Source organism: Cellulomonas endophytica (assembly GCF_004123805.1).
Lineage (GTDB): Bacteria > Actinomycetota > Actinomycetes > Actinomycetales > Cellulomonadaceae > Cellulomonas > Cellulomonas endophytica.
In genome coordinates this window covers 38,749-63,783 of sequence record NZ_RWJX01000020.1, presented here as the reverse complement: position 1 = coordinate 63,783, position 25,035 = coordinate 38,749, and the positions used below count along the sequence as shown (strand labels likewise).

The 25,035-nt window shown below is 76.0% G+C and carries 22 protein-coding genes; 8 read left to right on the top strand and 14 right to left on the bottom strand.

All coding sequences use genetic code 11. From position 1 onward, the window contains the following. Window positions 1–178: 178 nt before the first annotated feature. Complete coding sequence (locus EJA20_RS08345) at window positions 179–712, bottom strand: methyltransferase family protein (protein WP_205687418.1); 534 nt, start codon at window positions 710–712, stop codon at window positions 179–181. A 346-nt stretch (window positions 713–1,058) separates the two neighbouring features. Here EJA20_RS08345 and EJA20_RS08340 point away from each other — a divergent pair, with 346 nt between their 5' ends. Continuing rightward, entirely contained in the window at window positions 1,059–1,499 is a 441-nt protein-coding gene (locus EJA20_RS08340) for an arsenate reductase ArsC (RefSeq protein ID WP_276319526.1), read from the top strand. Between the two features lie 67 nt (window positions 1,500–1,566). On the opposite strand, the gene EJA20_RS08335 is transcribed toward EJA20_RS08340, so the two are convergent. Continuing rightward, window positions 1,567–1,977, bottom strand: coding sequence for an ArsR/SmtB family transcription factor (locus tag EJA20_RS08335; protein ID WP_129337688.1), 411 nt, complete (start codon window positions 1,975–1,977; stop codon window positions 1,567–1,569). A 73-nt stretch (window positions 1,978–2,050) separates the two neighbouring features. On the opposite strand from EJA20_RS08335, the gene EJA20_RS08330 reads away from it, so the two are divergent. Then, on the top strand, window positions 2,051–3,565 hold the full coding sequence (locus tag EJA20_RS08330; RefSeq protein ID WP_129337687.1) for an FAD-dependent oxidoreductase: 1,515 nt from the start codon (window positions 2,051–2,053) through the stop codon (window positions 3,563–3,565). Then, entirely contained in the window at window positions 3,562–4,155 is a 594-nt protein-coding gene (locus EJA20_RS08325; protein WP_240675222.1) for a GNAT family N-acetyltransferase, read from the top strand. The genes EJA20_RS08330 and EJA20_RS08325 overlap by 4 nt, the downstream gene beginning before the upstream one ends. Here the strand turns inward: EJA20_RS08325 and EJA20_RS08320 are convergent. The 9 genes from EJA20_RS08320 to EJA20_RS08280 form a co-directional block, all read right to left on the bottom strand. Beyond that, on the bottom strand, window positions 4,128–4,601 hold the full coding sequence (locus EJA20_RS08320; RefSeq protein WP_129337686.1) for a ribose-5-phosphate isomerase: 474 nt from the start codon (window positions 4,599–4,601) through the stop codon (window positions 4,128–4,130). The two genes, EJA20_RS08325 and EJA20_RS08320, sit on opposite strands and share 28 nt — an antisense overlap. After that, the gene (locus EJA20_RS08315) at window positions 4,598–6,397 is read right to left on the bottom strand and encodes a dihydroxyacetone kinase family protein (RefSeq protein ID WP_129337685.1); all 1,800 of its coding nucleotides are present in this window, start codon (window positions 6,395–6,397) and stop codon (window positions 4,598–4,600) included. Before EJA20_RS08315 ends, EJA20_RS08320 begins: the two co-directional genes overlap by 4 nt. Then, on the bottom strand, window positions 6,394–7,293 hold the full coding sequence (locus tag EJA20_RS08310) for an NAD(P)-dependent oxidoreductase (protein ID WP_129337684.1): 900 nt from the start codon (window positions 7,291–7,293) through the stop codon (window positions 6,394–6,396). Before EJA20_RS08310 ends, EJA20_RS08315 begins: the two co-directional genes overlap by 4 nt. After that, on the bottom strand, window positions 7,290–8,303 hold the full coding sequence (locus EJA20_RS08305; protein ID WP_240675220.1) for a sugar phosphate isomerase/epimerase family protein: 1,014 nt from the start codon (window positions 8,301–8,303) through the stop codon (window positions 7,290–7,292). Before EJA20_RS08305 ends, EJA20_RS08310 begins: the two co-directional genes overlap by 4 nt. A gap of 107 nt (window positions 8,304–8,410) precedes the next feature. Beyond that, a complete protein-coding gene (locus tag EJA20_RS08300; RefSeq protein ID WP_129337683.1) occupies window positions 8,411–10,369 on the bottom strand; it encodes a DUF1565 domain-containing protein in 1,959 nt (652 codons plus the stop codon). Beyond that, the gene (gene arfA / locus EJA20_RS08295) at window positions 10,366–11,877 is read right to left on the bottom strand and encodes an arabinosylfuranosidase ArfA (protein ID WP_129337682.1); all 1,512 of its coding nucleotides are present in this window, start codon (window positions 11,875–11,877) and stop codon (window positions 10,366–10,368) included. The genes EJA20_RS08300 and arfA overlap by 4 nt, the downstream gene beginning before the upstream one ends. Window positions 11,878–12,072: 195 nt before the next feature. Then, a complete protein-coding gene (locus tag EJA20_RS08290; protein ID WP_129337681.1) occupies window positions 12,073–13,413 on the bottom strand; it encodes an ABC transporter substrate-binding protein in 1,341 nt (446 codons plus the stop codon). Window positions 13,414–13,444: 31 nt separating this feature from the next. After that, window positions 13,445–14,380 carry a carbohydrate ABC transporter permease gene (locus EJA20_RS08285; protein ID WP_129337680.1) on the bottom strand — a complete coding sequence of 312 codons (936 nt, stop codon included), beginning with the start codon at window positions 14,378–14,380 and terminating at the stop codon, window positions 13,445–13,447. After that, window positions 14,377–15,306, bottom strand: a complete 930-nt coding sequence (locus tag EJA20_RS08280; protein WP_240675219.1) for a carbohydrate ABC transporter permease — start codon at window positions 15,304–15,306, stop codon at window positions 14,377–14,379. The genes EJA20_RS08285 and EJA20_RS08280 overlap by 4 nt, the downstream gene beginning before the upstream one ends. A gap of 569 nt (window positions 15,307–15,875) precedes the next feature. Between EJA20_RS08280 and EJA20_RS08275 the strand changes: the two genes are divergently transcribed. From EJA20_RS08275 to EJA20_RS08265, 3 genes are all read left to right on the top strand, one after another. After that, window positions 15,876–16,895, top strand: coding sequence for a LacI family DNA-binding transcriptional regulator (locus tag EJA20_RS08275; RefSeq protein ID WP_240675218.1), 1,020 nt, complete (start codon window positions 15,876–15,878; stop codon window positions 16,893–16,895). Window positions 16,896–17,144: 249 nt separating this feature from the next. Next, on the top strand, window positions 17,145–18,149 hold the full coding sequence (locus EJA20_RS08270) for a LacI family DNA-binding transcriptional regulator (protein ID WP_164983891.1): 1,005 nt from the start codon (window positions 17,145–17,147) through the stop codon (window positions 18,147–18,149). 129 nt (window positions 18,150–18,278) lie between these two features. Beyond that, the gene (locus tag EJA20_RS08265; protein ID WP_129337677.1) at window positions 18,279–19,862 is read left to right on the top strand and encodes a Na+/H+ antiporter; all 1,584 of its coding nucleotides are present in this window, start codon (window positions 18,279–18,281) and stop codon (window positions 19,860–19,862) included. 222 nt (window positions 19,863–20,084) lie between these two features. On the opposite strand, the gene EJA20_RS08260 is transcribed toward EJA20_RS08265, so the two are convergent. The 3 genes from EJA20_RS08260 to EJA20_RS08250 form a co-directional block, all read right to left on the bottom strand. Next, window positions 20,085–21,149 carry a DUF4862 family protein gene (locus tag EJA20_RS08260; RefSeq protein WP_164983890.1) on the bottom strand — a complete coding sequence of 355 codons (1,065 nt, stop codon included), beginning with the start codon at window positions 21,147–21,149 and terminating at the stop codon, window positions 20,085–20,087. After that, complete coding sequence (locus tag EJA20_RS08255) at window positions 21,146–21,769, bottom strand: sugar O-acetyltransferase (protein WP_129337675.1); 624 nt, start codon at window positions 21,767–21,769, stop codon at window positions 21,146–21,148. The genes EJA20_RS08260 and EJA20_RS08255 overlap by 4 nt, the downstream gene beginning before the upstream one ends. A 195-nt stretch (window positions 21,770–21,964) precedes the next feature. Then, a complete protein-coding gene (locus EJA20_RS08250) occupies window positions 21,965–23,389 on the bottom strand; it encodes an MFS transporter (RefSeq protein WP_129337674.1) in 1,425 nt (474 codons plus the stop codon). A 125-nt stretch (window positions 23,390–23,514) separates the two neighbouring features. Here EJA20_RS08250 and EJA20_RS08245 point away from each other — a divergent pair, with 125 nt between their 5' ends. Both EJA20_RS08245 and EJA20_RS08240 read left to right on the top strand, forming a co-directional pair. Further along, window positions 23,515–24,420 (top strand): LysR family transcriptional regulator, encoded by a 906-nt coding sequence (locus EJA20_RS08245; protein WP_129337673.1) that lies wholly within the window; start codon window positions 23,515–23,517, stop codon window positions 24,418–24,420. 166 nt (window positions 24,421–24,586) lie between these two features. After that, a complete protein-coding gene (locus tag EJA20_RS08240; protein ID WP_129337672.1) occupies window positions 24,587–24,865 on the top strand; it encodes a hypothetical protein in 279 nt (92 codons plus the stop codon). Window positions 24,866–25,035: the final 170 nt, after the last annotated feature.

The window sequence follows — 25,035 nt, the reverse complement described above, 5'->3', positions numbered from 1 at the left end:
GGGGGTTCGAATCCCCCATCCTCCGCCGGACCGAAGGGCCCGTCACCTGCGACAGCGCCGGTGGCGGGCCCTTCGTGCTGCTGCGGCAGGGCTGCGCGGGAGCCCCCCGGAGAAGCCGGTCACCCAGGCAGGACGCACCGGGGCCGGCTCGACGGCGCCCTCGGTGCGGCGCGGCCGGTCAGCCGGGCGGGGCCGCGCCGGCGCGCACCCCGAGCCGCCGGACGCCCCGACCGACCAGCCGCGGGGCCGCCGCGAGCGCCGTCGTGGCCGTCCGTCGGTCGACCCAGCGCGGGACCTGCTCGCGGTAGGTCTCGTAGGTCGCGGCGAAGCGGTCGGCCAGGGCGGCCTCCTCGACCGCGATCTGGCCACGGTCGAGGACGACGACGAACGCGGCGGCGGGGAGGACGGCGGCAGGCGAACGCCGGACGACGGCGTGCGCCAGGAGGGCTCCGGCCATCGCGACGTACATCGGGTTGCGCGTGAGTGCGTTCGCGCCGTCGGTGACGAGCCTCTCGGCGGCGGTGGGGCGGAGGGGGTCGACGGTCGTGCCGTGCCGATGGAACCTCAGGAGGGCGTCGGTCGCGAGAGCGGCCGACGCGGCCGCCACGACGGACGCCGCCGCCACGGAGCCCGCCGCACGCGGGTGGCGCGCCGGGATCATCCCCTGCGCTGCTGCCGCGACGACGAGGAGCACGACCGGGGGCAGAAGCACGGTCGCCCGGCCGTCACCCCTCGCGAGCGGTGCGACGAGGCCACGGGGCACTGGCCCTCCTCCCGGCCGACGCAGGACGGGCGCGACGCCACGTCGCGCGACGCCACTCGACGGTGCCCGCGTCGGCGGACCGGCGATGCCGTTCCGGCGGCAGCCTGGTGCCCCGCATCGACGGCTGTCAATATCGACCCATGCCTCGGCGGGCGGGCTGCCCGGTACCGTACCGGGCCACCACCGGCGGGACCCCGGCCATCGGCCCCGGGGTCGCCGCGCACGTCGTCCGCCTGGTCAGGCCCCTGGCTGCCGCGCCGCACCGCCGAACCCGACCCGCCCTCAGGAGGAACCCGTGAGCAGCGACACCCCGAGCAGGCCCAGCGTCCTGTTCGTCTGCGTCCACAACGCCGGCCGCTCCCAGATGGCCGCCGGATACCTGCGCCACCTGTCCGGCGGCGCCGTCGAGGTCCGCTCCGCCGGGTCGATGCCCGGCGCGCAGATCAACCCCGTGGCCGTCGAGGCGATGCTCGAGGAGGGGATCGACATCCGCGCCGAGAGGCCCAAGGTCCTCACCACCGCGGCCGTCGAGGCCTCCGACGTCGTCATCACCATGGGCTGCGGCGACGCCTGCCCCTTCTACCCGGGCAAGCGCTACGAGGACTGGGTCCTGGAGGACCCTGCCGGCCAGGGCCTCGAGGCGGTGCGCCCCATCCGCGACGAGATCCGCACCCGCATCACCACGCTCCTCGGCGAGCTGGGCGTCCAGCCCGTCGCCGACGCCACCGCCCGGTGACCGCTGCGGCCACCCCGGCACCGAGCCGGCGGCTGCTCGCCGGGGTGGTCGGTCTCCCCGAGGGCTGCTAGCCGGCGAAGGACCGGCTCAGGAGACCGGCGAGGTCGTCGACCGCGCCCGGGACGAGGGCGTAGTACGCCCAGCGGCCGCGCTGCTCGCGCGTCAGCAGGCCGGCCTCGACGAGGACCTTGAGGTGGTGCGACACCGTGGGCTGCGACAGGCCCACGGGCTCCGTGAGGTCGCAGACGCACGCCTCCTGCTCCGCGTGCGACGCCACCAGCGAGAGCAGCCGGACGCGCGTGGGGTCGGCGAGGGCGCGGAACGCGCGGGCGAGGTCCTGGGCCGCCCCCTCGTCGACGGCCGGCCGCGCGAGGTCGGTGCAGCAGGCCGTCGCGGTCCGGCCCGCCGTCGGCAGCGCACCGGGCGCCGTGAGCACCGCCGGACGTGTCGTCACCGTGCGCAGGGCGGTCGTCGTCATGGGGTCCATTTTGCCACCGATCGACCGGTGTCGATACGTTACCGATCGACGGATCTCGATGGGAGGAGCAGTCATGGACGAGGTGGCACGGGACGCGCTGCCGGTCGTGGTCGTGGGGGCCGGGCCCGTGGGCCTCGCCGCGGCCGCGCACCTGCTCGAGCGGGGGCTGGAGCCGCTGGTGCTCGAGGCCGGGGACGGGCCCGGCGCGGCGGTGCGGGCGTGGGGGCACGTGCGCCTCTTCTCCCCGTGGCGCTACGACGTCGACGCGGCGGCACGGAGGCTGCTGGAGGCGACGGGCTGGGTCGCGCCGGACCCCGACGCGCTGCCGACGGGCGACGAGCTCGTCCGCGACTACCTCGCCCCGCTCGCGGCCACGGACGCGCTCGCGAGCCGGCTGCGCACGGGCACGCGCGTCGTCGCCGTGGCGCGCGACGGCGCGGACCGCACCCGGTCGCTGGGGCGGGACCGGCGCGGCTACCGGGTGCGCACGGTGACGGCCGACGGCCGGGTCGAGGACGTCCGGGCGCGCGCGGTGCTCGACGCCTCGGGCACCTCCGGCACGCCGAACCCGCTGGGGACGAGTGGACTGCCGGCAGTCGGCGAGGAGGTCGCCGCGCCGTTCTTGGCCGGGGCGCTCCCGGACGTGCTCGGCGCCGACCGCGACCGCTTCGCGGGCCGCCGGACGCTCGTCGTGGGGATGGGGCACTCCGCCGCGAACACGCTGCTGGCCCTCCTCGAGCTGGGCGAGGCCGTGCCCCACACCGCGGTGACCTGGGCGATCCGAGGCGGGTCGCCGCGCCGGCTGTTCGCGGGCGGCGCGGACGACGAGCTGCCCGCCCGTGGCCTCCTCGGCACCCGACTGCGGAGGGCTCTCGAAGCCGGTCGGCTCACGCTCGTCCGGCGCGCCTCGATCGAGCGGCTCGAGCCCGAGGGCGACCTCGTGCGGGTGCTCGGGACCGCGCGCGACGAGGTGCTGGACGTCCGCGTCCACACGGTCGTCAACGCCACCGGGTTCCGCCCCGACCTGGCGATGCTGCGCGAGGTCCGCCTCGACCTCGACCCCGTCGTCGAGTCGCCGGCACGGCTCGCCGTGCTCATCGATCCCAACCACCACTCCTGCGGCACGGTGCCGCCCCACGGCGAGGCGCTGCTGTCCCACCCCGACGACGGGTTCTACCTCGTCGGGATGAAGTCCTACGGGCGGGCGCCGACGTTCCTGCTGGCCACGGGGTACGAGCAGGTCCGCTCCGTGGCGGCGGCGCTGGCGGGCGACCGGACCGCGGCCGACCGCGTCGCGCTCGACCTGCCCGCCACGGGCGTGTGCTCGACCGACCTCGCCGGGGACACCGACGGCACGGCCGGCACGGCGGGTGCCGCGTGCTGCGGGGGCACCGCGGAGCCGCAGCTCGTCACGCTCGGGGCCGGGGCACCCGCGGGCGCGGGGCCGACGGCGGGGCTCGGCGCCCGGCTCCGCGTCGGCGTGGGCGTCGGTGCCGGTATCGGGGTCGGTGTCGGGGTCGGGTTCGCGAGCGGGGTGCCGCACGGCCGGTCCGGTGACGCCGCGGACGCCGGGGACGACCAGCGGTGAGCGACCCGGGGACGCCCCGCGGCACGGCAGCCTCGCCGGCGGGGCCGGTCGTGCGCCCGGCCCGGCACGACGACACTGACGCGGTCGCCGCGATCTACGACCACTGGGTCCGCACGTCCACGGCGACCTTCGAGCTCGAGCCGCCGGGCGTCGGGCACTGGCACGACCGCCTCGATGCCCTCGGGGCGGCGGGCTGGCCGTTCCTCGTCGTCGAGGCCGACGGCGCCGTGGCCGGCTTCGCGTACGTCGGACCCTGGCGGACGCGGCCGGCCTACGCGGCCACGGTGGAGGACACGCTCTACCTCCACCCGGACGCGACCGGGCGGGGCCTCGGCACCCTCCTGCTCACCGCCCTGCTCGACCGGGCCGCCGCCGCCGGGGCGCGGGAGGTCGTCGCGGTGGTCGCCGACGCCGAGACCCCCGCCTCCCTCGCCCTGCACCGGCGCGCCGGCTTCGTCGAGGCCGGCCGCCTGGAGCGCGTGGGCCGCAAGTTCGACCGGTGGCTCGGCACGACGCTGCTGCAGCGCAGCCTCGTCGCGGGAACGCCAGGCCCGCGCCCGGGTCAGCGGTCGGAGCCCCCGGTCTCGTAGGCGCCGATCGCGTCGACCTTCGCCGCGGACGCCGACGTCGGGTCGAACGTGTACCCGAGCCACTCGCGCACGAGCCGGAGGGCGAGCTCCTGCCCGATGACGCGCTGGCCCAGGCACAGGACCTGGGCGTCGTTCGAGAGCACCGCGCGCTCGACGGAGTAGCTGTCGTGCGCGGTGACGGCCCGCACGCCGGGCACCTTGTTGGCGGCGATCGCCACGCCCAGGCCCGTGCCGCACACGAGCACGGCGCGGTCCGCCTCCCCGGCGGCGACCCGCCGGGCGGCGTCGACGGCCACGTGGGGGTAGGCCGTCTCCTCGTCGGCCTGGACGCCGACGTCCGTCACCTCCGCGACGCGCTCGTCCTGCTCGAGCGCGGCCTTGATGAGGTCCTTGTAGCCCAGTCCGGCGTCGTCGCTGCCGACGACGACCCGCAGCCCCTGCGTCATGCGTCCTCCTCCAGGTGGGCCCCGTCCGGGGCGGGCGGTGCGGCGCCGACGGCCGCGGCGACGAGTGCGAAGGAGACGGCGCCCGGGTCCGGCGTCCCGACGCTCTGCTCCGCGAGCGGCCGGGCGCGGCCCAGGCGCGGGCGCAGCGCGGCGGTCTCCTGCGCGGCCCGCTCGGCGCGGGCGGTGGCCCGGTCCCAGGCCTCCGCGGGGCCCGTGCCGGCCCGGGCGGCGGCGTCGAGCGCGTCGACGAAGGGCCCGAGCGCGTCGAGCATCGTCTTGTCCCCCGGCGTGGCGCGGCCGAGGGTCTGCAGGGCGTCGACACCGGCGCGCACGGCGCGGGCGACCTCCCCCGTGGTGCCGGCGTCCCAGCGCCGCCACGCCTCGTCGTCGTCCCCCAGGGCGCGGCCGGCGGCCTCGAGCATCGCGCCCCAGAGCACGCCGGAGGTCCCGCCCGCGCGGTCGGACCACGCCCGGCCGGCCTCCACGAGCACGTCCGTGGGGCCACCGTCCGCGTCGGCGCAGGTCCGGGCCGCGTCGCGCGCGGCCGACGCGCCGCGCACCATGCCGCGGCCGTGGTCGCCGTCACCGGCCACGGCGTCGAGCCGGCCCAGCCGCTCCTCGGCCCCGACCAGCGCGGCCACCCCGGCCTCGAACGCCGCGACGACCCGGCCCGCCAGCGCCCGGCCGCGTGCGCTCACCGGTGCCCTGTGAGCGTCGTCGGCCTCCGGACCCGGCTCCGGCACGAGCCCGCCCGGCGCGGCGCCGCCGTCCGACGCCCGCGCCACCCCGGCGGACCCGACGAAGGCCCCCTTCCGGTAGGCGGGGGCGGCGGCGGGCGCGCGCCAGTACGCCTCGAGGGACTCGTCGAGCCACATGAGCGTGAGGGAGCACCCCGCCATGTCCAGGCTCGTGACGAGCTCGCCGACGTCCGGCTCGACGACCGTGACCCCGGCCGCGCGCAGCAGCGGGGCGACGTCCGCCCACAGCACGAACAGCTCCTCGTACTTCGTGCGGCCCAGCCCGTTGAGGACCACGGCGGCCCGCGCCGGCCCCACCCCGGGGGCCTCCGCGAGGACCCGGTCGACGAGGGTGGCGGCCAGCCCCGCGGCCGTCGGGAACGCCGTCTCGCCGATCCCGGGCTCCCCGTGAATGCCCACCCCGATGCCCATGGCGCCGTCCGGCACGGTGAACAGGGGGGCGTCGGCCCCGGGCAGCGTGCACCCGTCGAACGCGACGCCGAGCGTGCGCGTCCGGGCGTTGGCGTGCCGGGCGGCGGCCTCGACGCCGTCGAGGTCCAGCCCGGCCTCCGCCGCCGCGGCGGCGACCTTGAACACCGTGAGGTCCCCCGCGATCCCGCGCCGCAGGTCCTCCTGGCCGACGGGCGCGCTCGCGATGTCGTCCGTCACGACGAGGTAGCGGGCGTCGACGCCCTCGGCGCGCAGCCGCTGCACCGCGAGGCCGAAGTTCATGACGTCGCCGGCGTAGTTGCCCGTGAGCAGCAGGACGCCGGCGTCGGAGGCGGCGTGACGGGCGACGGACGCCGCGTCCGACGCCGAGGGCGAGGTGAAGACGTTCCCGACGACGGCGCCGTCGGCGAAGCCCGGACCGACGAGCCCGGCGAACGCCGGGTAGTGCCCGGAGCCGCCGCCGACGACGACGGCCACCTTCCCGGTCGGCGTGGCCGTCGCGCGGACGACCCCGCCGGGGACGAGGCGGACGGTGCCGGCGTGGGCGTCGGCGAAGCCGCGCAGGGCCTCGTCGGCGAACTGCGCCGGGTCGTTGGCCAGGGTGGTCACGCCGCACCCCCCTCGTCGGGGAGGGCCAGGGTCGTCGCGACCACGGAGTCGTCCGCGGCCGCCAGCCCCCGGGCCTCCCCCAGCAGGTAGAGCTGCTCGGCGGCGGAGGCCACGGGCGTCGCGACGTGGGCCTCGCGGGCGAGCCGCGCGACGAGGCCCATGTCCTTGGAGATGACGTCGAGCCGGGAGCGCAGCTCCGGCGCGTCCCCCCGCAGCTGCGCGGCGATCCGCGGGCCGCGGTCGGCGAGCATGAAGGACGCCGCCGCACCCTTCCCGAGCACCTCGATGGTGGCGTCGAGGTCGAGCCCGAGCGCGTGGGCGAGCGCGAGGGCCTCGGACGCCGCCGCCGTGTGCACCCCGCACAGGAGCTGGTTGACGGTCTTGAGCACCTGGCCGTCCCCGACCCGTGGCCCGGCCACCGTCAGGGTCGAGGACAGGGCCGTCAGGACGGAGCGCGCCGCCTCGACCGCCTCCGGCGGCCCGCCGACCATGATGAGGAGGTCGCCGGTGCCGGCCCGGACGGGGCCGCCGCTGACCGGGGCGTCGACGAGGTGCACGCCCTGCGCGCCGAGGCGGTCCGCCGCCGCGCGCGCCGCGTCGACCCCGACGGTCGACGTCAGCACCACGACGGTCCCCGCCGCCAGCGTGCGGGCCGCTCCCTCGTCGCCGAACAGCGCCTGCGCGAGCTGGGCGGCGTCCCGGACCCCGACGAGCACGACGTCGGCGCCCTGGCCGGCCTCCGCGGGCGAGGCGGCGGTCGACGCGCCCGCCGCCCGCGCGAGGGCGAGGCGCTCGGGGCTGACGTCGAAGCCGACGACCGCGTGGTCCTGCACGAGGTGGGTCGCCATGGGCAGCCCCATGGCGCCGAGGCCGAGGACGGCGACGCGCGGGCTCATCGCGTGCTCCCCGCGGTGGCGGGAGCGGCCACCGCACCGTGGGCGGCGCGGGCGCGGCTGGCGCGGGTGACCTCCCCGGTCGCGACGGCGAGGAGCTTGCGCAGGTAGGTGCGGTTCTCCGCGGCGACGGACAGCCCGTCACCGCCGTAGTGCTCCACGCAGAAGGGGCCGGTGTAGCCGAGCTCGAGGGCGCGCCGGACCGCCGAGCGGTAGTCCATCGACCCGGCGTACATGGGCGCCGGGACCGCCACGACCGCGCCCGTGGTGGGGTCCGCGTCGCGGTGGTAGCTCTTCACGTGCCAGTAGTTGGACAGCGGCAGGGTCTTCTCGACCGCCGCGCCGAACGCCTCGACGTCCCGGTGCAGCCGGAAGAGGTTGCCCAGGTCGGGGTTGAGGCCGACCGCCGGGTGCCCGACGTCCTGGACGAGCCGGACCGCGGAGTCGGCGGACCCCAGCAGCGTGTCCTCGTACATCTCCAGCGACAGGACGAGGCCGGCGTCGGCGGCGTGCGCGCCGAGCTCGCGCAGCCGCGCCACCGCGAGCGCCCAGGTCTCCGCCGACTCGTCGTCCTTCGGCCCGTCGACGGTCCAGAACCACAGCACCCGGCGCTGCGCCTCGGTCAGCGGCCGGTGCAGGCCGACGCTCACCACGGAGCACCCGAGCGCCGCGGCGGCGTCGATCGTGCGGTGGGAGTAGGCGAGGTTCTCGTCCCCCGTCACGGGGTCGATGACGCTGCGCCGGATCGCCGACACGGCCTCCGGGTGCAGGCCGGTGACGCGCAGGACGTCGGCGAGCTCGTCGAGGCGCGACGGCTCGAGGTCGCCGACGCGCAGCCACCCGTCCGTGAGGTCGACCTCCGTGAAGCCCTCGAAGGCGACCTCCGCGAGCTGGTCGTGCCAGAGGTCGGGCCCGCCGTCCTGCGACGGGGGGAACGGCAGCATGGCGGCCGCGATGGGCCACGCCGCGCTGCCGGCGGGCGGCTGCGCTCGGGTGACGGGGTCGTCGCTCACAGGGGTGTCTCCGGTGGGTCGGGGCGCGGGGCCCGGGCGGGTCGGGTGTGGTCCGGGGTCGTCGGGAGCGGGGGTGACGGGAGCGGGGGTGAAGGGAGGCGGCGCGGTCACCAGGCGCGGACGGTCGTCGCGCCGTCCGGCAGCACCGCCCACGGGCCGGCGGGGTACGCGCCCCCCTCCTCCTTGCGGTGGCCGAGCACGTCGGTGCCGAGCACGACGGGGCTGCCGTCCGGCTCCTCGAAGTCGGCGCCGACGAACCGCACCGGCGGCAGGTCGGCCCCGGTGACGAGGGGCACCGCCGGCGCGGCGGCGCCGGGCGGGAGGTCGAGGCGCAGGTGGACGCCCTCCCCCTCGTCGACCACCTCGAGGGCGGCCGGGCCGTCGAGGACGACCGGCTCCGTCTCGTGGCGGTAGGGGCGGGCACCGCCCGCGTAGGTGTTGTGCCGCACGTAGGCCGGCTGGGGGTGGCCGTGGAAGCGGACGTGGTCGCCCTCGCCCAGCGTGGCCAGGTAGTCCTCCCACGTGGGCGGGCACTCGTCGTAGCCGCTCGTGCCCGCGGCGACCGGCCCGTGCCCGGCGCCGCGGGGGAGGTAGGTGCCCTCCGCGTCGCCGCCGACGAACAGGTTGCCCACCCAGCGGTCGTCGCCGCCGTAGACGACCGCGTACCCGGCCACCTGGGTGCTGTGGGGCAGGTGGTAGGGCGTCGCCCGGTCGAGGACGGGCTGGCGCCGGACCGCCCCGCCGACGAGGTTGTGCACGTACGCGCCGCCCTGGCTGAAGTTCTCGACGGCGACGGCCGAGGCCAGCACGTTGTGGTCGACGACGTACGGCCCGTGGCTCACCTCGACGAAGAGGTCGCGGGTGTTGCGGTAGAGCACGTTGCGCGTCACGCGGGTGCCCTGGGTCTGCCAGTCGAGCCAGATGCCGAGGGTCGAGTCGTGCACGCGGTTGTGCTCGATCCGCACGTCGACCGCGGCGTGGAGCTTGATGGCGCCGATCTCGTAGCCGATGAACTCGCGCCGCGTCCCGATGCGGAAGAGGTGGTTGTCCTCGATGGTCGAGAAGACCGCACCCAGGTGCCCGACGACCGCGTTCTGCCCGCAGTCGTGGACGGTGTTGCGCCGCACCACGTGGGAGCCGACGTGCTCGCGGTCCCACCCGATCCGCCGCGCCGCGAAGACGGCCTCGAGCTGGTACTGGTACCCGGGCTTGTCCCCGCGCCGGCGTGCCCAGTTGTCCCCGGTCGACGCCTCCTTGCCCAGCGAGATCGCGGAGCACTTCGCGTCGTGGATGTGGTTGTCCTCGATGACCCAGCCCCTGGCCCAGTTCGGCCCGACGAGCCCCGGCTGGTCGGCCGTCGGCGGCGCCCACGGCGTGGCGGCCTGCGCCATCTCGAAGCCGCGCACGGTGATCCAGTCGAGGTGGTGCTCCGTGGGGAAGAAGACGGAGCGGCGCACGTTGATCTCGACCAGGCGGGTGTTCGGGTCCGCGCCGCCGAAGTCCGCCCAGACCGTCGTCGCGGCCGCGCCCACCCTCGCGTGCCAGACGAGCCGGGGCCCGTCGGGGTCGGGCAGGGGCTGGTCGGTCCCCGTCCACTGGTCGACGGCGACGGTGCGCCGCGGCGGGGCGGCGACCGCCGCGACGTCGTCCACCTCGTCGAGGCTCCGCCCGTCGAGGTACACGTCCCCGAGGTGCTTCCGCGCGCCGGTCGGCGGGTGGAGCAGCCAGTCGCCGTCCACCTCCACCGCGAAGGGGTTGAACTCCCCGAACAGGGTGTTCGGCACCTCGGCGCGCCAGACCGTGCCCGTGGTCGGGACCCAGCCCGTCACGCGCTCGGACCCCTTGAGGACCACGTGCTCGCCCGGCGCCGCCCGGTAGGTGATGCGGCGACGGTCGGACAGGCCGCCGCGCGCGGGGCGCACCCACTCCCGGTACTCCCCCGCGTGCACCGTGACGGTGTCGCCCGGCTCCGCGAGGAGCGCCGCGCGGCTCACGGTCCGCAGCGGCCGGGCCGACGACCCGTCGGCGTCGTCGGACCCGGTCGTGGCGACGTGCAGCTCGGTCACCGGGCCGCCCGCAGCCGGAACATGCTCCAGGAGGCCGGGGGCAGCTCGGCCCGCAGGACGGTGCCGTCGAGGGACCCGGAGGGGTGCGCGACGGGCACGACGCGGTCGGGCGCCTCCCGGGTGTTCGTGGCCATGAGGTCGTCGCCGCCCAGGAGCGTCGCCTCGACGAGCTCGAGGTCGCCGAACGCCCGCAGCTCCGTGGCGAGGGCGACCGCGGACGCCGGGTCGCGGTTGACGACGAAGACCGTGACGAGCCCCTCCTCCGCGTCGTGGGTCGCGACCGCGTCGAGCACGGGCACCTCGCCGTGCTTGGCGGTGGCGAGCGCCGGCGCGTCGACCCGCAGGTCCAGCACCGTCCCGCGGGCGTGCCGCGCCGTGAGCGCGAACGGGTGGAAGATCGACTGGCGCCAGGCCGGCCCGTCGGGCTCGGCACGGATGGAGCTGATGGTGTTGACCAGCTGCGCCTGGCAGGCCGCGGTCACGCGGTCGGCGTGGCGCAGGAGCGTGATGAGGAGCGAGCCGACGACGACCGCGTCGAGCGCGGTGTAGGCCTCCTCGCTGAGCCGGGGCGCGACCGTCCAGTCGTCGGGCATCCCGTTGGCCTGCATCGCCTTGAGGTACCAGACGTTCCACTCGTCGAAGGAGATGGCGATCCGCTTCGTGGAGGACAGCCGGGCGCCGACGTGGTCCGCGGTGGCGACCACCTCGCGGATGAAGCGGTCCATGTCGGTCGACGAGGCGAGGAAGCTGGCGACGTCGTCGCCCTCGAGCTCGTAGTAGGCGTGGGCGGAGATGTGGTCCACGACGTCGTAGGCGTGCTCGAGGACCGTCGCCTCCCAGGCGCCGAAGGTCGGCATCTGCCGCCCGGACGAGCCGCACGCGACGAGCTCGAGCTCGGGGTCGAACTGGCGCATGGCGCGCGCCGTCTCCGCCGCGAGCCGGCCGTACTCCTCCGCCGTCTTGTGCCCGAGCTGCCACGGGCCGTCCATCTCGTTGCCCAGGCACCACATCCGGATGCCGTGGGGCTCCTTCTCGCCGTGGGCGATGCGCGCGTCGGACAGCGCGGTGCCGCCGGGGTGGTTCGCGTACTCGAGCAGGTCGATGGCCTCCTGCAGGCCCCGCGTGCCCAGGTTCATCGCCATGATCGGCTCGATCTCGGCCTTGCGGGCCCACCGCATGAACTCGTTGAGGCCGAAGGCGTTCGTCTCGATCGTGCGCCACGCCGGGTCCAGCCGGGTGGGCCGGTCCTCGACCGGCCCGACGCCGTCCTCCCAGCGGTACCCGGAGACGAAGTTGCCGCCGGGGTAGCGCACGGCCGTCACGCCGAGCTCGCGCACGAGCTCCAGGACGTCCCCGCGGAAGCCGTCGGCGTCGGCGCTGGGGTGCTCCGGCTCGTAGATGCCGCCGTAGACGCACCGGCCCATGTGCTCGACGAACGACCCGAAGACCCTGCGGTTGACGGGGGCCACGACGAACGCGGGGTCGATCGACAGCTGGGCGGTCTGCATGCGGTGCTCCTGGGGTGGGATCGGGCGCGCGGCGGCCGACGGTGGTCGGCGTGCGGGTCGGGGGGTGGTGCGGCGGCGGGACGGTGCGGGCGGTCCCGGTGCGCGACGGGCGGGCGGCCGCCCGTGCCGCCCCCCGGCCGCCGGCGGTGGCCGGCGACCGGAGGGGCGTGCAGGGGTCGTGCGGGGGTCGGTGGCTCAGCCGCCGATCTGGTTCTCCAGGTCCTGCTGCGCCTGGTCGAGGGCCTCCTGGGCCGGGACGCCGTTCTCGAAGATCTGCGTGAAGGTCGTCGTGGTGAAGACGTCGTCGACCGCCGGCAGGTTCGCGTTCGAGAAGGACTCGAAGTGGCCGATGCCGTCCTTGACCTCGTTGAGGACGTCGAAGAGGTTCGTCCGGAAGTACGCGTTGAACTTGTTCTCCGGGTCCTTCGTGACCTCCTCGTCCTCCCAGATCGCCATGTTGACGGGGTCGAAGCCGAGGACCTCCCACACGGCGACGTTCGCCTCGGGGGAGAGCTTGGCGAAGGCGACCCACTCGGCCGCCAGCTCCTTGACCGGCGAGGAGTCGGCCACGGCCGTGCCGGTGCCGCCACCGCCGATCGTCTCGACCTCGCCGCCCTCGAAGGTCGGCGCCGGCGCGATGGCGACCTTGCCCGACAGCTCGGGCATGTAGTCGACGAAGCGCGAGGTGTACCAGGCCGGGTAGACGATCGCGGCGTAGTCGCCGCGGGCGATGGCGCCGTAGGCCTCCTCGTCGTCGGGGCTGCCGCCGGGGATGGTCGCGATCGCGCCCGCCTCCTGCATCCCCTGCTCGAACTCGAGGGCCTGGACGACCTCGGGGCTGTTGACCGAGACCGCGCCGTCCTCGTCGAAGAAGGTGCCTCCCAGCTGGGCGACCATGAGCGGCTCGACCATGTCGACGCCCGTGCTCGCGACGCCGAAGTTCTTGCCGGTCGCCGCCTTGTACGCCGCACCCGCCTCCTGGAAGTCGTCCCAGGTCTCGATGGTGGTGTAGTCGATGCCGGCCGCCTCGAGGAGCTCCGCGTTGTAGAAGGACACGAAGGCGCCCACGTGGGTGGGCATCCCGTACTGCTTGCCGTCCCGGCCGTAGAGGTCGAGCCGGGCCTCCACCACGTCCTCGCGGTACGGCTCGGCGTACTCCGTGAGGTCCATGAGGGGCGTGCGGCCGTCGTCGGTGACGAACTTGGAGAACTTGCTCACCTCGATGTCGACGAGGTCCGGCATGCCCTCGCCGGAGTTCGCGGCGAGCTGCAGCTTGTTGTGCATGTCGTCGTACGGGTAGACCGTCACCTCCAGGTCCACCTGGCGGTCCGGGTTCTGCTCGTTCCACAGCTCGGCCATCTGCTCGTAGTAGGTGCCGTGCAGCTCGGCGAACACCCACATGTTGAGCGGCGTGGTGCCGTCGGCGTTCGTGGCGGCCGGCTCCTCGCCGCCCCCGCCGCCGCTGCACGCGGCGAGCATGAGCACTCCCGCGGCACCCGCGGCGGCGAGCGAGGTGAACCTGCGCGATCGGGTCATCGTGACTCCTTTGTCGGTGTGCGGTGGTCGGTCAGCCCTTGAGCGCGCCGGCGGTCATGCCGGCCACGAAGAAGCGCTGGAAGAGCAGGAACAGGACGAGGACGGGCAGGAGGGAGAAGAAGGAGCCGATGATGAGCAGCTCGTAGTTGTTGCCGTACGGCGTCAGGAGCGTGTTCAGGCCGATGGGCAGCGTGAACTTCTCGGAGGAGCGCAGCACCAGCAGCGGCCACAGGAAGTTGTTCCAGATGACCATCCCGTTGAGGATCGCCATCGCGGCGAGCGCGGGGCGGGCGATCGGCAGGACGATCCGGAAGAAGATCCCGAACTCCGTCACGCCGTCGACCCGGCCGGCCTCGAGCAGCTCCCTGGGGATGCCCAGGAAGTACTGCCGGAAGAAGAAGATCGTCACGGACGCGGCGAGGAACGGGACCACGATGACGCCGTAGGAGTCCGCCAGGCCCACGTCGTTCACGAGGACGAAGAGCGGCAGCATCATGATCTCGAACGGCACGGTCATGAGCAGCAGCACCGAGATGAACCACGCGTTCTTCCCGCGGAACTCGTACATCGCGAAGCCGTAGGCCACGAAGGAGCTCACGAGCAGCGTGAGCACCACCTGGACCGCGGTGAGGACGACGGAGTTGGCGAACCACCGGAAGTACGGCCCCGAGTCCGTGAAGAGCAGCACGTAGTTGTCGAGGGAGAGCACCGAGAAGTCCAGGTCCAGGCTCAGCCCGTTGCGGATGATCTGGCCGCCGTCCTGGAACGTGCCCAGGAAGATCGCGGCGAGCGGCACCAGCACGAGCAGCCCGATGAGGACGAGGAACGAGGTCTGGACCGCGGCGAAGAGGCCGCGCGGCAGCGGGTGCCGCGTCCGCCCGGGCCGCCGCGGGTCCTGCCGCCGCCCGCCGGCCACGGCCTCCGGCGTCGCGACCGGGATCGGCGTCGGGGACGCGGGCGCGCTCATCGCTGCCCCTCCTTCGAGAACGTGCCCGTCAGGCGGAGGTAGGTGAGGTTGATCGCCATGATGACGACGAGCAGGACGACGCCGACCGCGGAGGCGTACCCGAGGTCGTTCTCCTCGATGCCGCGGCGGTAGAGGTACCCCACGACCGTCAGGCCCTGGTTGTTCGGGGAGTTGTTGCCGGCGTAGAGCATGAAGCTCTCGAGGAACATCGCCAGGCCGCCGTAGATGCTGATCGTCGTGACGTAGACCATCGTCGGCTTGAGGTTCGGCAGCGTGATCCGGAAGAACTGCTGCACCTTGTTCGCGCCGTCGATGGAGGCGGCCTCGTAGTACTCGTCGGGGATCGACTGCAGCCCGGCGAGGAAGTACAGGATGTTGACGCCGGTGTACCGCCACATCGCCAGCGCGAGGAGGGCGACGAGCCCCCCGGTGTCCGTCCGCAGCCAGCGCACCGGGTCGGCGCCGAACAGCGCCAGCGCCTGGTTCACCAGGCCCGTGCCCGTCTCGGCGAACATGAGCCGGAAGATGATGCCCGCGACGACGACCGACGTCAGGGCCGGGACGAACAGCGACGCCTTGAAGACCGCCTTCACGCGGGCGCTGCCGATCTTGGAGTTCAGCAGGACGGCGAGCACGAGCGGGATCGGGATGAGCAGCACGAGCGTGAGGACCATGTAGCGGGCGCTGTTGAAGAGCGCCTGCCAGAAGATCCGGTCGCGCCAGAGCCGCTCGTAGTTGTCCGTGCCGACGAAGGCGGACTCGCCGAAGAGCACCTCCTGCGTGCTCATGACGAACGTGCGCACGAGCGGCACGGCCCAGAACGCGAGCAGCGTGATGACGAACGGCGCGATGAAGAAGTAGGGCGCGAGCTTCTGCGAGTACAGGACGTCCTTGAGGGAGCGCCCGCCCGGGCGCCGCCGGGTCACCCCCCGCCCGTCCAGGGGCGACGCGCCCCCTCCGCCGCCCGCGGTCGCGGTCGCGGTCCGCGCGCCGGTGGCGAGCGGGGGTCCAGCCGTAGGACCGTCGTCCATCCTGACCCTCCTCCTCGAGGCCGTGCGCCGGGGCGCACGCGTGACGGATGCGCAGCCGACGGGCGCCGGCCCACCGCTGTCCGATGCCGGGGCCGCTGTCCGTCGACTATGACGTTATAGCGCTGTGACCGGCATTTTTACCACGTCGTAAGCGCCGGGCGTCATCGTGGCCCGTCCTCGCCGGGCCTGTCAAGCATCGTTCCGGTAACGGCGGCGACGGTGCTGCCGGCCCTCGTCGGACGCGCGAGGACGTAGCGCGTCGAGGGGCGCGCCGGGGTCGGGAACGGCACGGGCGGCGACCTGCGGAGGGACCGCGGCGCTAGGCTCACGGGGACCATCCGGCGCCCCGCGCCCCCGCGGCGCAGGGTGCCGACGTGGTGCGGGAGGCCCGCGGGTCACGCACGGCGTCCAGCACGGGCGCCGACCGTCTACGAGAGCGCGGAGCGTGCTTTGTGGGTGTGACCATGCGCGACGTCGCGCTCCTCGCGCGCGTCTCCAACAAGACCGTCTCGAACGTCGTCAACGACCACCCGCACGTGCACCCCGAGACGCGGGCACGCGTGCAGCGCGCCATCGCCGAGCTCGGCTACCGCCCCAACCTGTCGGCGCGCGGCCTGCGCTCGGGGAGGACCGGGGTCATCGGGCTCGCCGTGCCGGACCTGCGCCAGACCTACTTCGCCGAGCTCGCGGACGCGGTGATCGCGGCCGCCGAGCGCCGGCACCTCAGCGTCATCGTGGGCCAGGCCGGGGCCGACCGGGACCACGAGATCGCGGTCATCGAGAACGGCCTGAAGCAGACGGACGGCCTGCTGTTCAGCCCGGAGCGGCTCGGCACGGAGGACCGGGGCCTCCTGGACCAGGTCGAGTACCCGCTCGTGCTGCTCGGCGAGCGCATCTTCGGCGGCCCGACCGACCACGTGACGATGCACAACGTCGAGGGGGCCCGGGCGGCCGTGGAGCACCTCGTGGGGCTCGGCCGGCGGCGCATCGCGGTCGTCGGCGCCCACCCCGACCGGCGCACCGGCCAGCTGCGCCCGTCCGACCTGCGCGTGCGGGGGTACCGGGAGGCGCTCGTCGTGGCGGGGCTGCCCGAGGACGAGCGGCTCGAGCGCGTCGCGGCCCCGTGGCACCCGGCGGACGGTGCGGCCGCCACCCGCGAGCTCCTCGCCTCGGGTGTGGAGTTCGACGCGGTGTTCGCCCTCAACGACGCCCTCGCCGTCGGTGTCCTGCGCGCCCTCGGCGAGGCCGGCCGCCGCGTGCCCGACGACGTCGCCGTCATCGGCTTCGACAACATCTCCACCGGGCACTTCACGCTGCCGTCGCTGTCGAGCATCGACCCGGGTCGCGACGAGATCGCCGAGGTCGCGGTGGGCATGCTCCTCGAGCGCATCGGGTGGGGCGAGGGCACCTCGCGCGGGCCGCGCCTGCACAAGGCGGCGTTCCGGGTCGTCGCCCGCGAGTCCACGGGCGGCACGGACACCTAGACCGCCCCGTGCCCAGCACGCCCTCTCCGGGGTCGCGCAGGGTCCGCGACGTCGCACCCGTGCGCGTGGACGTCGCCACGAGCCGGGCCGTCGCCCGCGCCTCGGAGGAATTTCTTCGTCGTACCTCCCTGACGCGTGGGTTTACGACGTCGTATGCTCCGGCCGGAGCGGCGATCACCCCTTCGGGTGGTCGACGCGCGGGGCGGGACCGGGCGACGACGCCCGGGGGCCGGATGGGAGGATCGCGCGATGGTGCGGATGGTCGACGTCGCGAGGGCGGCGGGCGTGTCCACCATGACGGTCTCGAACGTGGTCAACGGCCGCCCCGGCGTCGGGCCGGACACGCGCAGCCGCGTGATGCAGGCGGTCGACGAGCTGGGCTACGAGGTCAACGCCGCCGCCCGGAGCCTGCGGACCGGCCGCACCGGCGCGATCGGCCTCGTCCTGCCGGACCTCGACAGCCCGTACTACGCGCACCTGTCGAACCGGCTCTCGGCCGGCGCCCAGGAGCGGGGCCGGCACCTGCTCCTCGAGCGCACGGGCGGGACGCGCGAGCAGGAGCTCGACGCCGTCTCCTTCGCCCACCTGCGCCGCTACGACGGCGCGGTCGTCACCCTCGTCCGCCTCGACGCGGCCGACCTCGACCGGATGCGCTTCGGCACCCCGGTGGTGTTCCTCGGCGAGAGCCCCGTCCCCCGCCGCTTCGACCACGTGATGATGGACAACGTCGGCGGCAGCCGGGAGGCGACGGACCACCTGCTGCGCACGGGCTCGCGACGGGTGGCCATCGTCGGCGGCCGCCGCGACGACACGGACGACATGGGCTCCCTGCGCACCCGGGGCTACCGCCAGGCGCACGCCGACCTCGGCCGCGCCGTCGACCCGTGCCTCGTCGTCGAGACCGCCTCCTACACCTGGCGGCACGGCTACGAGGCCGTCCGCTCGCTGCACGCGGACGGCCTCGACGTGGACGGCGTCTTCGCGGTGACGGACACGCTCGCCACCGGCGCGCTGCGGGCGCTCGCCGACCTCGGGCTGCGCGTGCCGCAGGACGTGCAGGTCATCGGCTTCGACAACGGCCCCGAGACGGACTTCCTCGTCCCGCGGCTGTCCTCCGTGGAGCCCGGCAACGACGCCATCGCCGCCCTCGCCCTCGACCTGCTCGAGCGGCGCATCCGCGGCGAGGGCGCCGGCACGGCGCGCCCGACGACGACGACGCGCGCGCACCTCGTGCTGCGGGAGAGCACGCGCTGACCCGAGCCGGACGGCCACGGGCGGCGGTCGTCCGGCGCCGGGCCGCAGGGGCTCCCCGGGACGGCCCCGGCGCCCTACCCTCGCGTCCACCAGGGGCCGGCCACCGGGTCGCCCGGGACGGGAGGTGCGGTGCCCACCCTCGAGATCGTCGCCGTCGTCCTGCTCGCCGTGCTCGCCGGCTCCGTCCTCGGCCGCCGCCTGCGCGTGGCACCGCCGCTCGTCCTGCTGGTCCTCGGCACCCTGCTCGGCCTGCTGCCCGTGTTCCACCACGTGGTGGTGCCCCCCGAGCTCGTGCTGCTGCTGATCCTGCCCGCGCTCCTGTACTGGGAGAGCTTGACGACGTCGCTGCGCGAGATCCGCGCCAACCAGCGGGTCATCGCGCTCGTGAGCGTGCTGCTCGTCGGCGCGACCGCGGCGCTCGTGGCGACCGTGCTGCACGCGCTGGGGATGGACTGGGGCCCGGCCTGGGTGCTCGGGGCGGTGCTCGCCCCCACGGACGCCACCGCCGTGGCCGGCGTGGCCCGCGGCATGCCCCGGCGGATGCTCACGACCCTGCGCGCCGAGAGCCTCATCAACGACGGCACGGCCCTCGTGCTCTACGCCATCGCCGTCCACGCCGTCAGCGAGCCCGTCACCGGCGGCTACGTCGCGGGGCGCCTGGCGATCAGCTACGTCGGTGGCGCACTGGCGGGCGTCGCCGTCTGGCGGCTGGCCGTCGCGGCGCGCGAGCGCCTGCACGAGCCCGTCCAGCAGAGCGTCGTCAGCGTCGCGACGCCGTTCGTCGCCTTCCTCGTCGCCGAGCTCGTGCACGCCTCCGGCGTCGTGGCGGTCGTCGCCGCGGGCCTGCTGCTCAGCCAGAGCGGGCCGCGCCTCATCCCCGCGGCCGCCCGCGTGCAGGCCACGCAGTTCTGGACCGTCCTCACCCACGTCCTCAACGGCGCCCTCTTCGTCCTCGTCGGCATGCAGCTGTACGGCGCGGTGGACGGGCTGTCCTCGCGGGGCGTGCTCCAGGGCGTCGGCATGGCGCTCGCCGCGTACCTCGCGGTGCTCCTCGCGCGGTTCGGCTGGTTCCACACGACGCCCTACCTGATCCGCGCCCTCGACCGCCGGGCGACGCAGCGGGCGCGCCGCGTCTCCTGGCGCCACCGGACGCCGCTCGCCTGGGCCGGGTTCCGCGGCGCCGTCTCGCTCGCCGCCGCCCTCGGCGTCCCGGCGACGACCGCCGACGGCGCCCCGTTCCCCGACCGCGACCTCGTCGTCTTCGTCACCTCGGGCGTCATCCTCGCCACGCTCCTCGTGCAGGGCCTCACCCTCCCGCGCGTCGTCCGCTGGGCCCGGTTCGACCCCGACGGCTCCGTCGACGACGAGCGCCGGCTCGCCGAGCGGGCCGCGACGAGGGCGGCGCTGGAGGCCCTGCCCGTCGAGGCGGAGCGGCTCGGCACCGCCCCGCACCTCGTCGCCGCGCTCGAGGCCGAGTACCGGATGCACGCGGAGGCGCTCGGGCAGGTCGACGACGACGGCCCCGCCACCTCCGCCGGCTCCGAGGCGCAGTTCGACGCCCTGCGGCTGGCCGTCCTGGGGCACAAGCGGGCCGCGGTCGTCGCGCTGCGGGACGACCGGCGGATCGACGACATCGTGCTCCGCCAGGTCCAGGCCCAGCTCGACGCGGAGGAGGTCCGCCTCGTCCGCGGCGCCCTCACCGCCGAGGAGTGATGCTCGGCGGCGGGAGGCCGCACCGGCGGCGACGAGCGACGAGGCCGACGACGCCGTCCTCTGACGGTCCCCGGGGCCGGTCGGGCCGCGGCGCGACCCCGGGGTGAGCACGTCCTCGGACGGTCGGACGGAGCCCGCGAGCCACCGGAGGACGGGGTCGTCGGGTCCGCGGCGGCCGCGGCCGGGCCGGGGCGCGACACGAGCGGCCCGGCGGGTGGGCGGTCAGGGGGTCGTGAGGGCGGACAGGGCGTGGCGGACGTGGGCGAGGCGGTCGGCCACCGGGCGGTCCGCCGGGCGGGCGGCGATCTTCACGCCGGTGAACAGCGCCGGGGTGCCGGCGGCCAGCGTCGCCGCGACCGCGGCCTCGTCCAGCGCGGACGTCGGCTCGTCGCGGCGCAGCGGCGGGTGCAGGTCGGACCAGGCCGGGCCGAACGCGCCGTCGGCGTCCGCGGTGCCGGACAGGACCAGCCCGTCGAGCAGGCCGCGGGCGGCGAGCGCGCGGGCGTGCGCGACGGGGCCGTCGGCGCCGCGCGCCTCGAGGGCGGAGCGGCCCCAGTTCACGGCGAGGCCGAGCCGGGTGCGCGGCGCCGTCGCGCGGACGGCCTCCACGGCGGCGACCTCGACCTCCAGGGGCAGCAGCCCCTTCTGGTGGGGCTGCCCCGGCACCCGGGCGTCGCAGTGCTCGACGACGAGCGCCGTGCCGCCCCAGTCCCAGCCGGCCACCTCCGCGAGCGAGGCGACCAGCGGGTCCCGGCCGGCCGCCGCGGCCTCCGGCGCCACCGACGGCCACGACTGCAGCTCCACGGCGACGACCCGCACGCCGTCCTCCGCCAGCCGCGCGACCTCCTCGTGGGCCGCGCGGACGAGGTCGAGGGCGCCTCCGCGCCCGGCGGCGTCCGGGGACGCGAGGCCGAGGACCGGGTCCTCCGCGGCGGCGGCGGCCGACGCGCCGACGAGCGTGAGGACGTGCCGGCCGCCGCCGGGCAGGGCCGCGCGCACGAGCGACGCCGTCCCCGTGCCGGCCAGCCAGCCCAGCGGCAGCTCCAGCCCCGTCACGCCGGGCAGGCCGAGCACGCCCGCGACGAGCGCCGCCCGCCGCTGCGCGTCGGCCGGGGCCAGCGCGTAGGCCCCGACGACGCACGCACGCCCGTCCCTCGCCGCGCCCGTGCCCGTGCCCGCTCCTGCGCCCGCTCCTGCGCCCGCTCCTGCGCCCGCTCCTGCGCCCGCTCCTGCGCCCGCTCCTGCGCCCGCGGACGTGCCCCCGTCGCCGGAGGTGCCCGTGCTCACGCCAGCGTCCGCGGCGGGCGGTAGGTCCAGTCGAGGTCGGCGTCGGTGATGCGGCGGAGGATGCGGGCCGGGACGCCCCCGACGACGCACATGGGCGGCACGTCCGCGGTGACGACGCTGCCGGCCGCGACCACGGACCCCTCGCCGATCGTCACGCCCGGCAGGATGGTGACGTTCGCGCCGACCCACACGTCGGCCTCGAGCGTCACGGGCGCGGAGAACTGCTCGCCGTGCGGGCGCAGGGCCGGGTGCACGGGGTGGCCGGTGCTCGTGATGGTCACGTGCGGCGCGAGCATGACCCGGTCGCCGATGTGCACGGGCCCGTCGTCGACGAGGGTGAGCCCGAAGTTCACGTAGACGCCCTCGCCGAGCGTGGTGTGCACGCCGTACGCGACGTGGAGCGGAGGCTCCACCCAGGTCCCCGTGCCGACGGCGCCGAAGAGCTCGCGCAGGACCGCGTCCCGCCGGGCGACGTCGCGCGGCTCGAGCCCGTTGAACTCCCGCGCCAGCTCCTTGCCGCGGACCCGGCTCTCCTCGAGGCCCTCCAGCCCCGCCCCGCTGTCGGTGTACAGCTCCTGCGCCGCGATCCTGCGGCGCACCTCCGGCTCGCGCTCGTCCACGGCCGTCACGGTACGGCCCGCCGGCGCTGCGACGGCGCACGTCGTCGCCGGTCCACTCGCCCCGCGGGCGTCGGGACTGGCACCGGGCCGGCCCGTGTGAAGGGACGCTGCGGCGGACGGGCGGCACGCCGCCGGACCGGCTCGGCGGTCCGGCGGGCCGGACGGCCGGTGCAGCACCCGTCCCGCCGGTCCGCCTCAGCGGCGGGACCGACGGGCGGAGGTCAACGCGAGGGCGGCCAGGAGGAGCAGCAGGAGGGCGACGAGCCCCAGCACCGCGGCCGGCAGGGGCACCAGCGTCGCCGCGAGGCCGAGGCCGAGGGCCGGGACCGCCAGGCCGACGTACGCGACGAGGAACAGGGCCGCGAGCGCCTCGCCCCGCACCGCGGCGGGTGCCGCGGCGCCCACCGACGCCACGGCGGCGGCGAGCAGCAGGCCCGCGCCGACCCCGGCGAGCGCCGCCCCGGCGACGAAGGGCACGAGCGCCTCCCCGACGGTCCCCGCCGCGAGCGCGACGAGCCCGCTCGCCTCCGCGGCGATCCCCCACCGCGTCCGACGGGCGGCGTCGACCCCGCCCGTGAGCACCTGCGCGAGGGCGGCGCCGCCGAAGACGAGGAGGGCCAGCGCGCCGGCGAGGGCGCGGGAGGGGTGGTGCAGCGTGCCCGCCACGAACCCCGGTGCGACGGAGGTGAACAGGCCGAACACGCCGAAGGCCGCCACGGTCGTCGCGGCCGCGGTGACCGAGGTCCGGCGGTCGCCGTGCACGCGCAGCCGCTGGGGGCGCCAGGCCGGCCGGACCGCGGGGACCGCCACCGTCTCCGGCGCCAGGAGCACCCCGGCGACCGCGACCACGAGCAGGACCGCGAGGACGGCGTAGGGGACGACGAGCGGCAGGGGCGCGGCCTGAGCGAGCACGCCCGCGACGAGGGGCCCGAGGCCGAGGCCGCCCAGGTTCGCGGCGGTGGCGACGACCTGCGCGCGCCGAGGGGAGGCGTCGGGGCGGTGGGCCCGGTGCAGCTCCGCCAGGTGCGCCGTGGCGGTCGCGGTGAGGAGGCCGACGCCCAGCCCCGTGAGCAGCCGCGCGACCAGGAGCAGCGGCAACGTCGCGGGCAGCAGGAACAGCAGGGCGGCGACGAGCTCGAGGCCGAGCGCCGGGAGCAGCACCGTGCGGCGGCCCAGCACGTCGGACAGGTGGCCCGCCAGCAGCAGGCTCAGCACGACCCCCACCGCGTACACCGCGAAGACGAGCGTCACGGTCGTCGTCGTGAGTCCGATCTTCGCCTGGTACACGGGGTAGAGCGGCGTCGGCACCGTCGAGAAGGCCATGGCCACCGTGAACGCCAGGGCCACCAGCCAGAACGCGGCACCGGCCGGGACGGGGCGCGCCCCTCGCCGGACGGCGTCGGCGGCGGAGGTCGACGAGCCCGCGGGGGCGGCCTGCACCAGGACCGGTGCGGTGGCCGGCGCGGCGGTCACGGGCGCGGTCACGGGCGCGGTCACGGGCGCGGTCACCCGCGGGGCCACCCGCGCGGTCACCCGCGGGGCCACCGGGACGGCCACCGTCGTCGCCGGGGTCGGAGCGGTCGGCGGGGTGGCGGGACGGGTGCCGAGGTGCAGCGACATGGCGGGCTCCGATCGCGGTGCGACGGCCGGGGCGTCCCCGGTCGGGACCACCGTCGTCCCGTCGGAGCCATCACGTCCAACGACCGTTCGCGCTCGCCGCCATCGCGATGTGCGATGGTGCGGGCGTGGAGCTGCGTCACCTCACCTACTTCCTCGCCGTCGTCGACGAGGGCGGCTTCACGCGCGCCGCCACCCGCCTGCACGTGGTGCAGTCCGCGGTGTCCGCCGGCGTGCGCGCCCTCGAGCGCGAGCTGGGCGCCACGCTCCTGGACCGCGAGCGCCAGCCGGTCGCACCGACGGACGCCGGGGCAGCGCTCCTGCCCCACGCCCGCGCGACGCTGGACGCCGCCCGGGAGGCCCGCGACGCCGTCGGTGCCGTCCGGGGCGGCCTGCGGGGCACGGTCCGCCTGGGGACGCTGACGACCGCCGGCACGGTGGACCTGCCCGCCCTCCTCGGGGCGATGCACCGACGGCACCCCGGCGTGCTCGTGCGGCTCGTCGCCGACCCGTCGGGGTCGGCCGGGCTCGTCGCCGCGCTGCGCGAGCACCGGCTGGACGTCGCGTTCGTCTCCGTGCCCGGCCCGGCGCCGGCCGGCGTCGACCTCGTGCCCCTGGCGACCTCCCCCATGGACCTCGTCGTGCCCCGCGACCACCCCCTCGCGGCCCGGGCGGGCGTCACCGTGCCGGACCTGGCCGACCTCGACTTCGTCGACTTCCCCGAGGGCTACGGCAACCGGGCGGTGACCGACCGGGCCTTCGGGGCCGCCGGCGTGCGGCGGCGCGTGACGATCGAGATCACCGACGTCCGCGCGGGCACGGACTACATCCGCCACGGCCTCGGCGTCGGGCTGCTGCCGCGCGTGGTGCTCGGCGAGGACGCGGCGCTCGTGCAGGTGCCCGTGCGGGGCGCCGACGTGACCTGGCCGCTCCAGCTCGCCACGGCCTCCGGCCGCCGCCCCGGCGCGGCGGCCCGGGCGCTCGTCGAGCTCGTGCGGGCGCGCACCGGGGAGGCGTCGGGCCCGGCGGGCTGACCGGCGGCCGTAGGGGCCACCGGTCACGGTCCGGTGTGGCGGCGGGGCTTCCGGGCGGGCCCACCGGGCAGGTCCCACCGCGCGGGGCGAGCCCCGGCACGATCACCCGTCCGGCGGATGGACGCCGTGGCCTCAAGGTGACGCGCGGCACGCCGATACCTCTGCCATGGACGTGAACCAGCACCCGGACTTCGTGCCGACCTACGCGGACATCGAGCGTCGCTTCGGCCACGTGTGGGCCAAGCGGTTCGTGCTCACGGCGCCGCTCATCCTCGACGACCCGACGAGCCCGCTGCGCCGCGCCTTCGTGCAGGGGCTGTCCGCGCACGCCGCGGGCGACCGCCGCGCGGAGCTCCGCTGGTGGACGACGTGCGAGAAGCTGCTCGACGAGCTCGCGGGTGCCGTCGTCGCCGACGCCGAGGCGATCCTGCAGCACGCGGCCTGACCTCCGCCCCCCCCCGCTCGCCGCTCCGCCACCACCTCCAGCCGCGAGCCGCGAGCCGCGAGCCGCACGGTCGGTCCGACGCGACGACCCGGCCGCGCGGCGCGGGAGCCGGATGTCGGCGGGTCGTGGCAGGGTCGTCCCACCGGCAGCGGCCGGAGGACGGACGCGAC

Coding starts and splice junctions, on each gene's coding strand:
- EJA20_RS08335 (WP_129337688.1), bottom strand. CDS start 1,977: ATGACGACGACCGCCCTGCGCACGGTGACGACACGTCCGGCGGTGCTC.
- EJA20_RS08285 (WP_129337680.1), bottom strand. CDS start 14,380: ATGAGCGCGCCCGCGTCCCCGACGCCGATCCCGGTCGCGACGCCGGAG.
- arfA (WP_129337682.1), bottom strand. CDS start 11,877: ATGCAGACCGCCCAGCTGTCGATCGACCCCGCGTTCGTCGTGGCCCCC.
- EJA20_RS08240 (WP_129337672.1), top strand. CDS start 24,587: ATGGACGTGAACCAGCACCCGGACTTCGTGCCGACCTACGCGGACATC.
- EJA20_RS08330 (WP_129337687.1), top strand. CDS start 2,051: ATGGACGAGGTGGCACGGGACGCGCTGCCGGTCGTGGTCGTGGGGGCC.
- EJA20_RS08275 (WP_240675218.1), top strand. CDS start 15,876: ATGCGCGACGTCGCGCTCCTCGCGCGCGTCTCCAACAAGACCGTCTCG.
- EJA20_RS08250 (WP_129337674.1), bottom strand. CDS start 23,389: ATGTCGCTGCACCTCGGCACCCGTCCCGCCACCCCGCCGACCGCTCCG.
- EJA20_RS08310 (WP_129337684.1), bottom strand. CDS start 7,293: ATGAGCCCGCGCGTCGCCGTCCTCGGCCTCGGCGCCATGGGGCTGCCC.
- EJA20_RS08320 (WP_129337686.1), bottom strand. CDS start 4,601: ATGACGCAGGGGCTGCGGGTCGTCGTCGGCAGCGACGACGCCGGACTG.
- EJA20_RS08270 (WP_164983891.1), top strand. CDS start 17,145: ATGGTGCGGATGGTCGACGTCGCGAGGGCGGCGGGCGTGTCCACCATG.
- EJA20_RS08290 (WP_129337681.1), bottom strand. CDS start 13,413: ATGACCCGATCGCGCAGGTTCACCTCGCTCGCCGCCGCGGGTGCCGCG.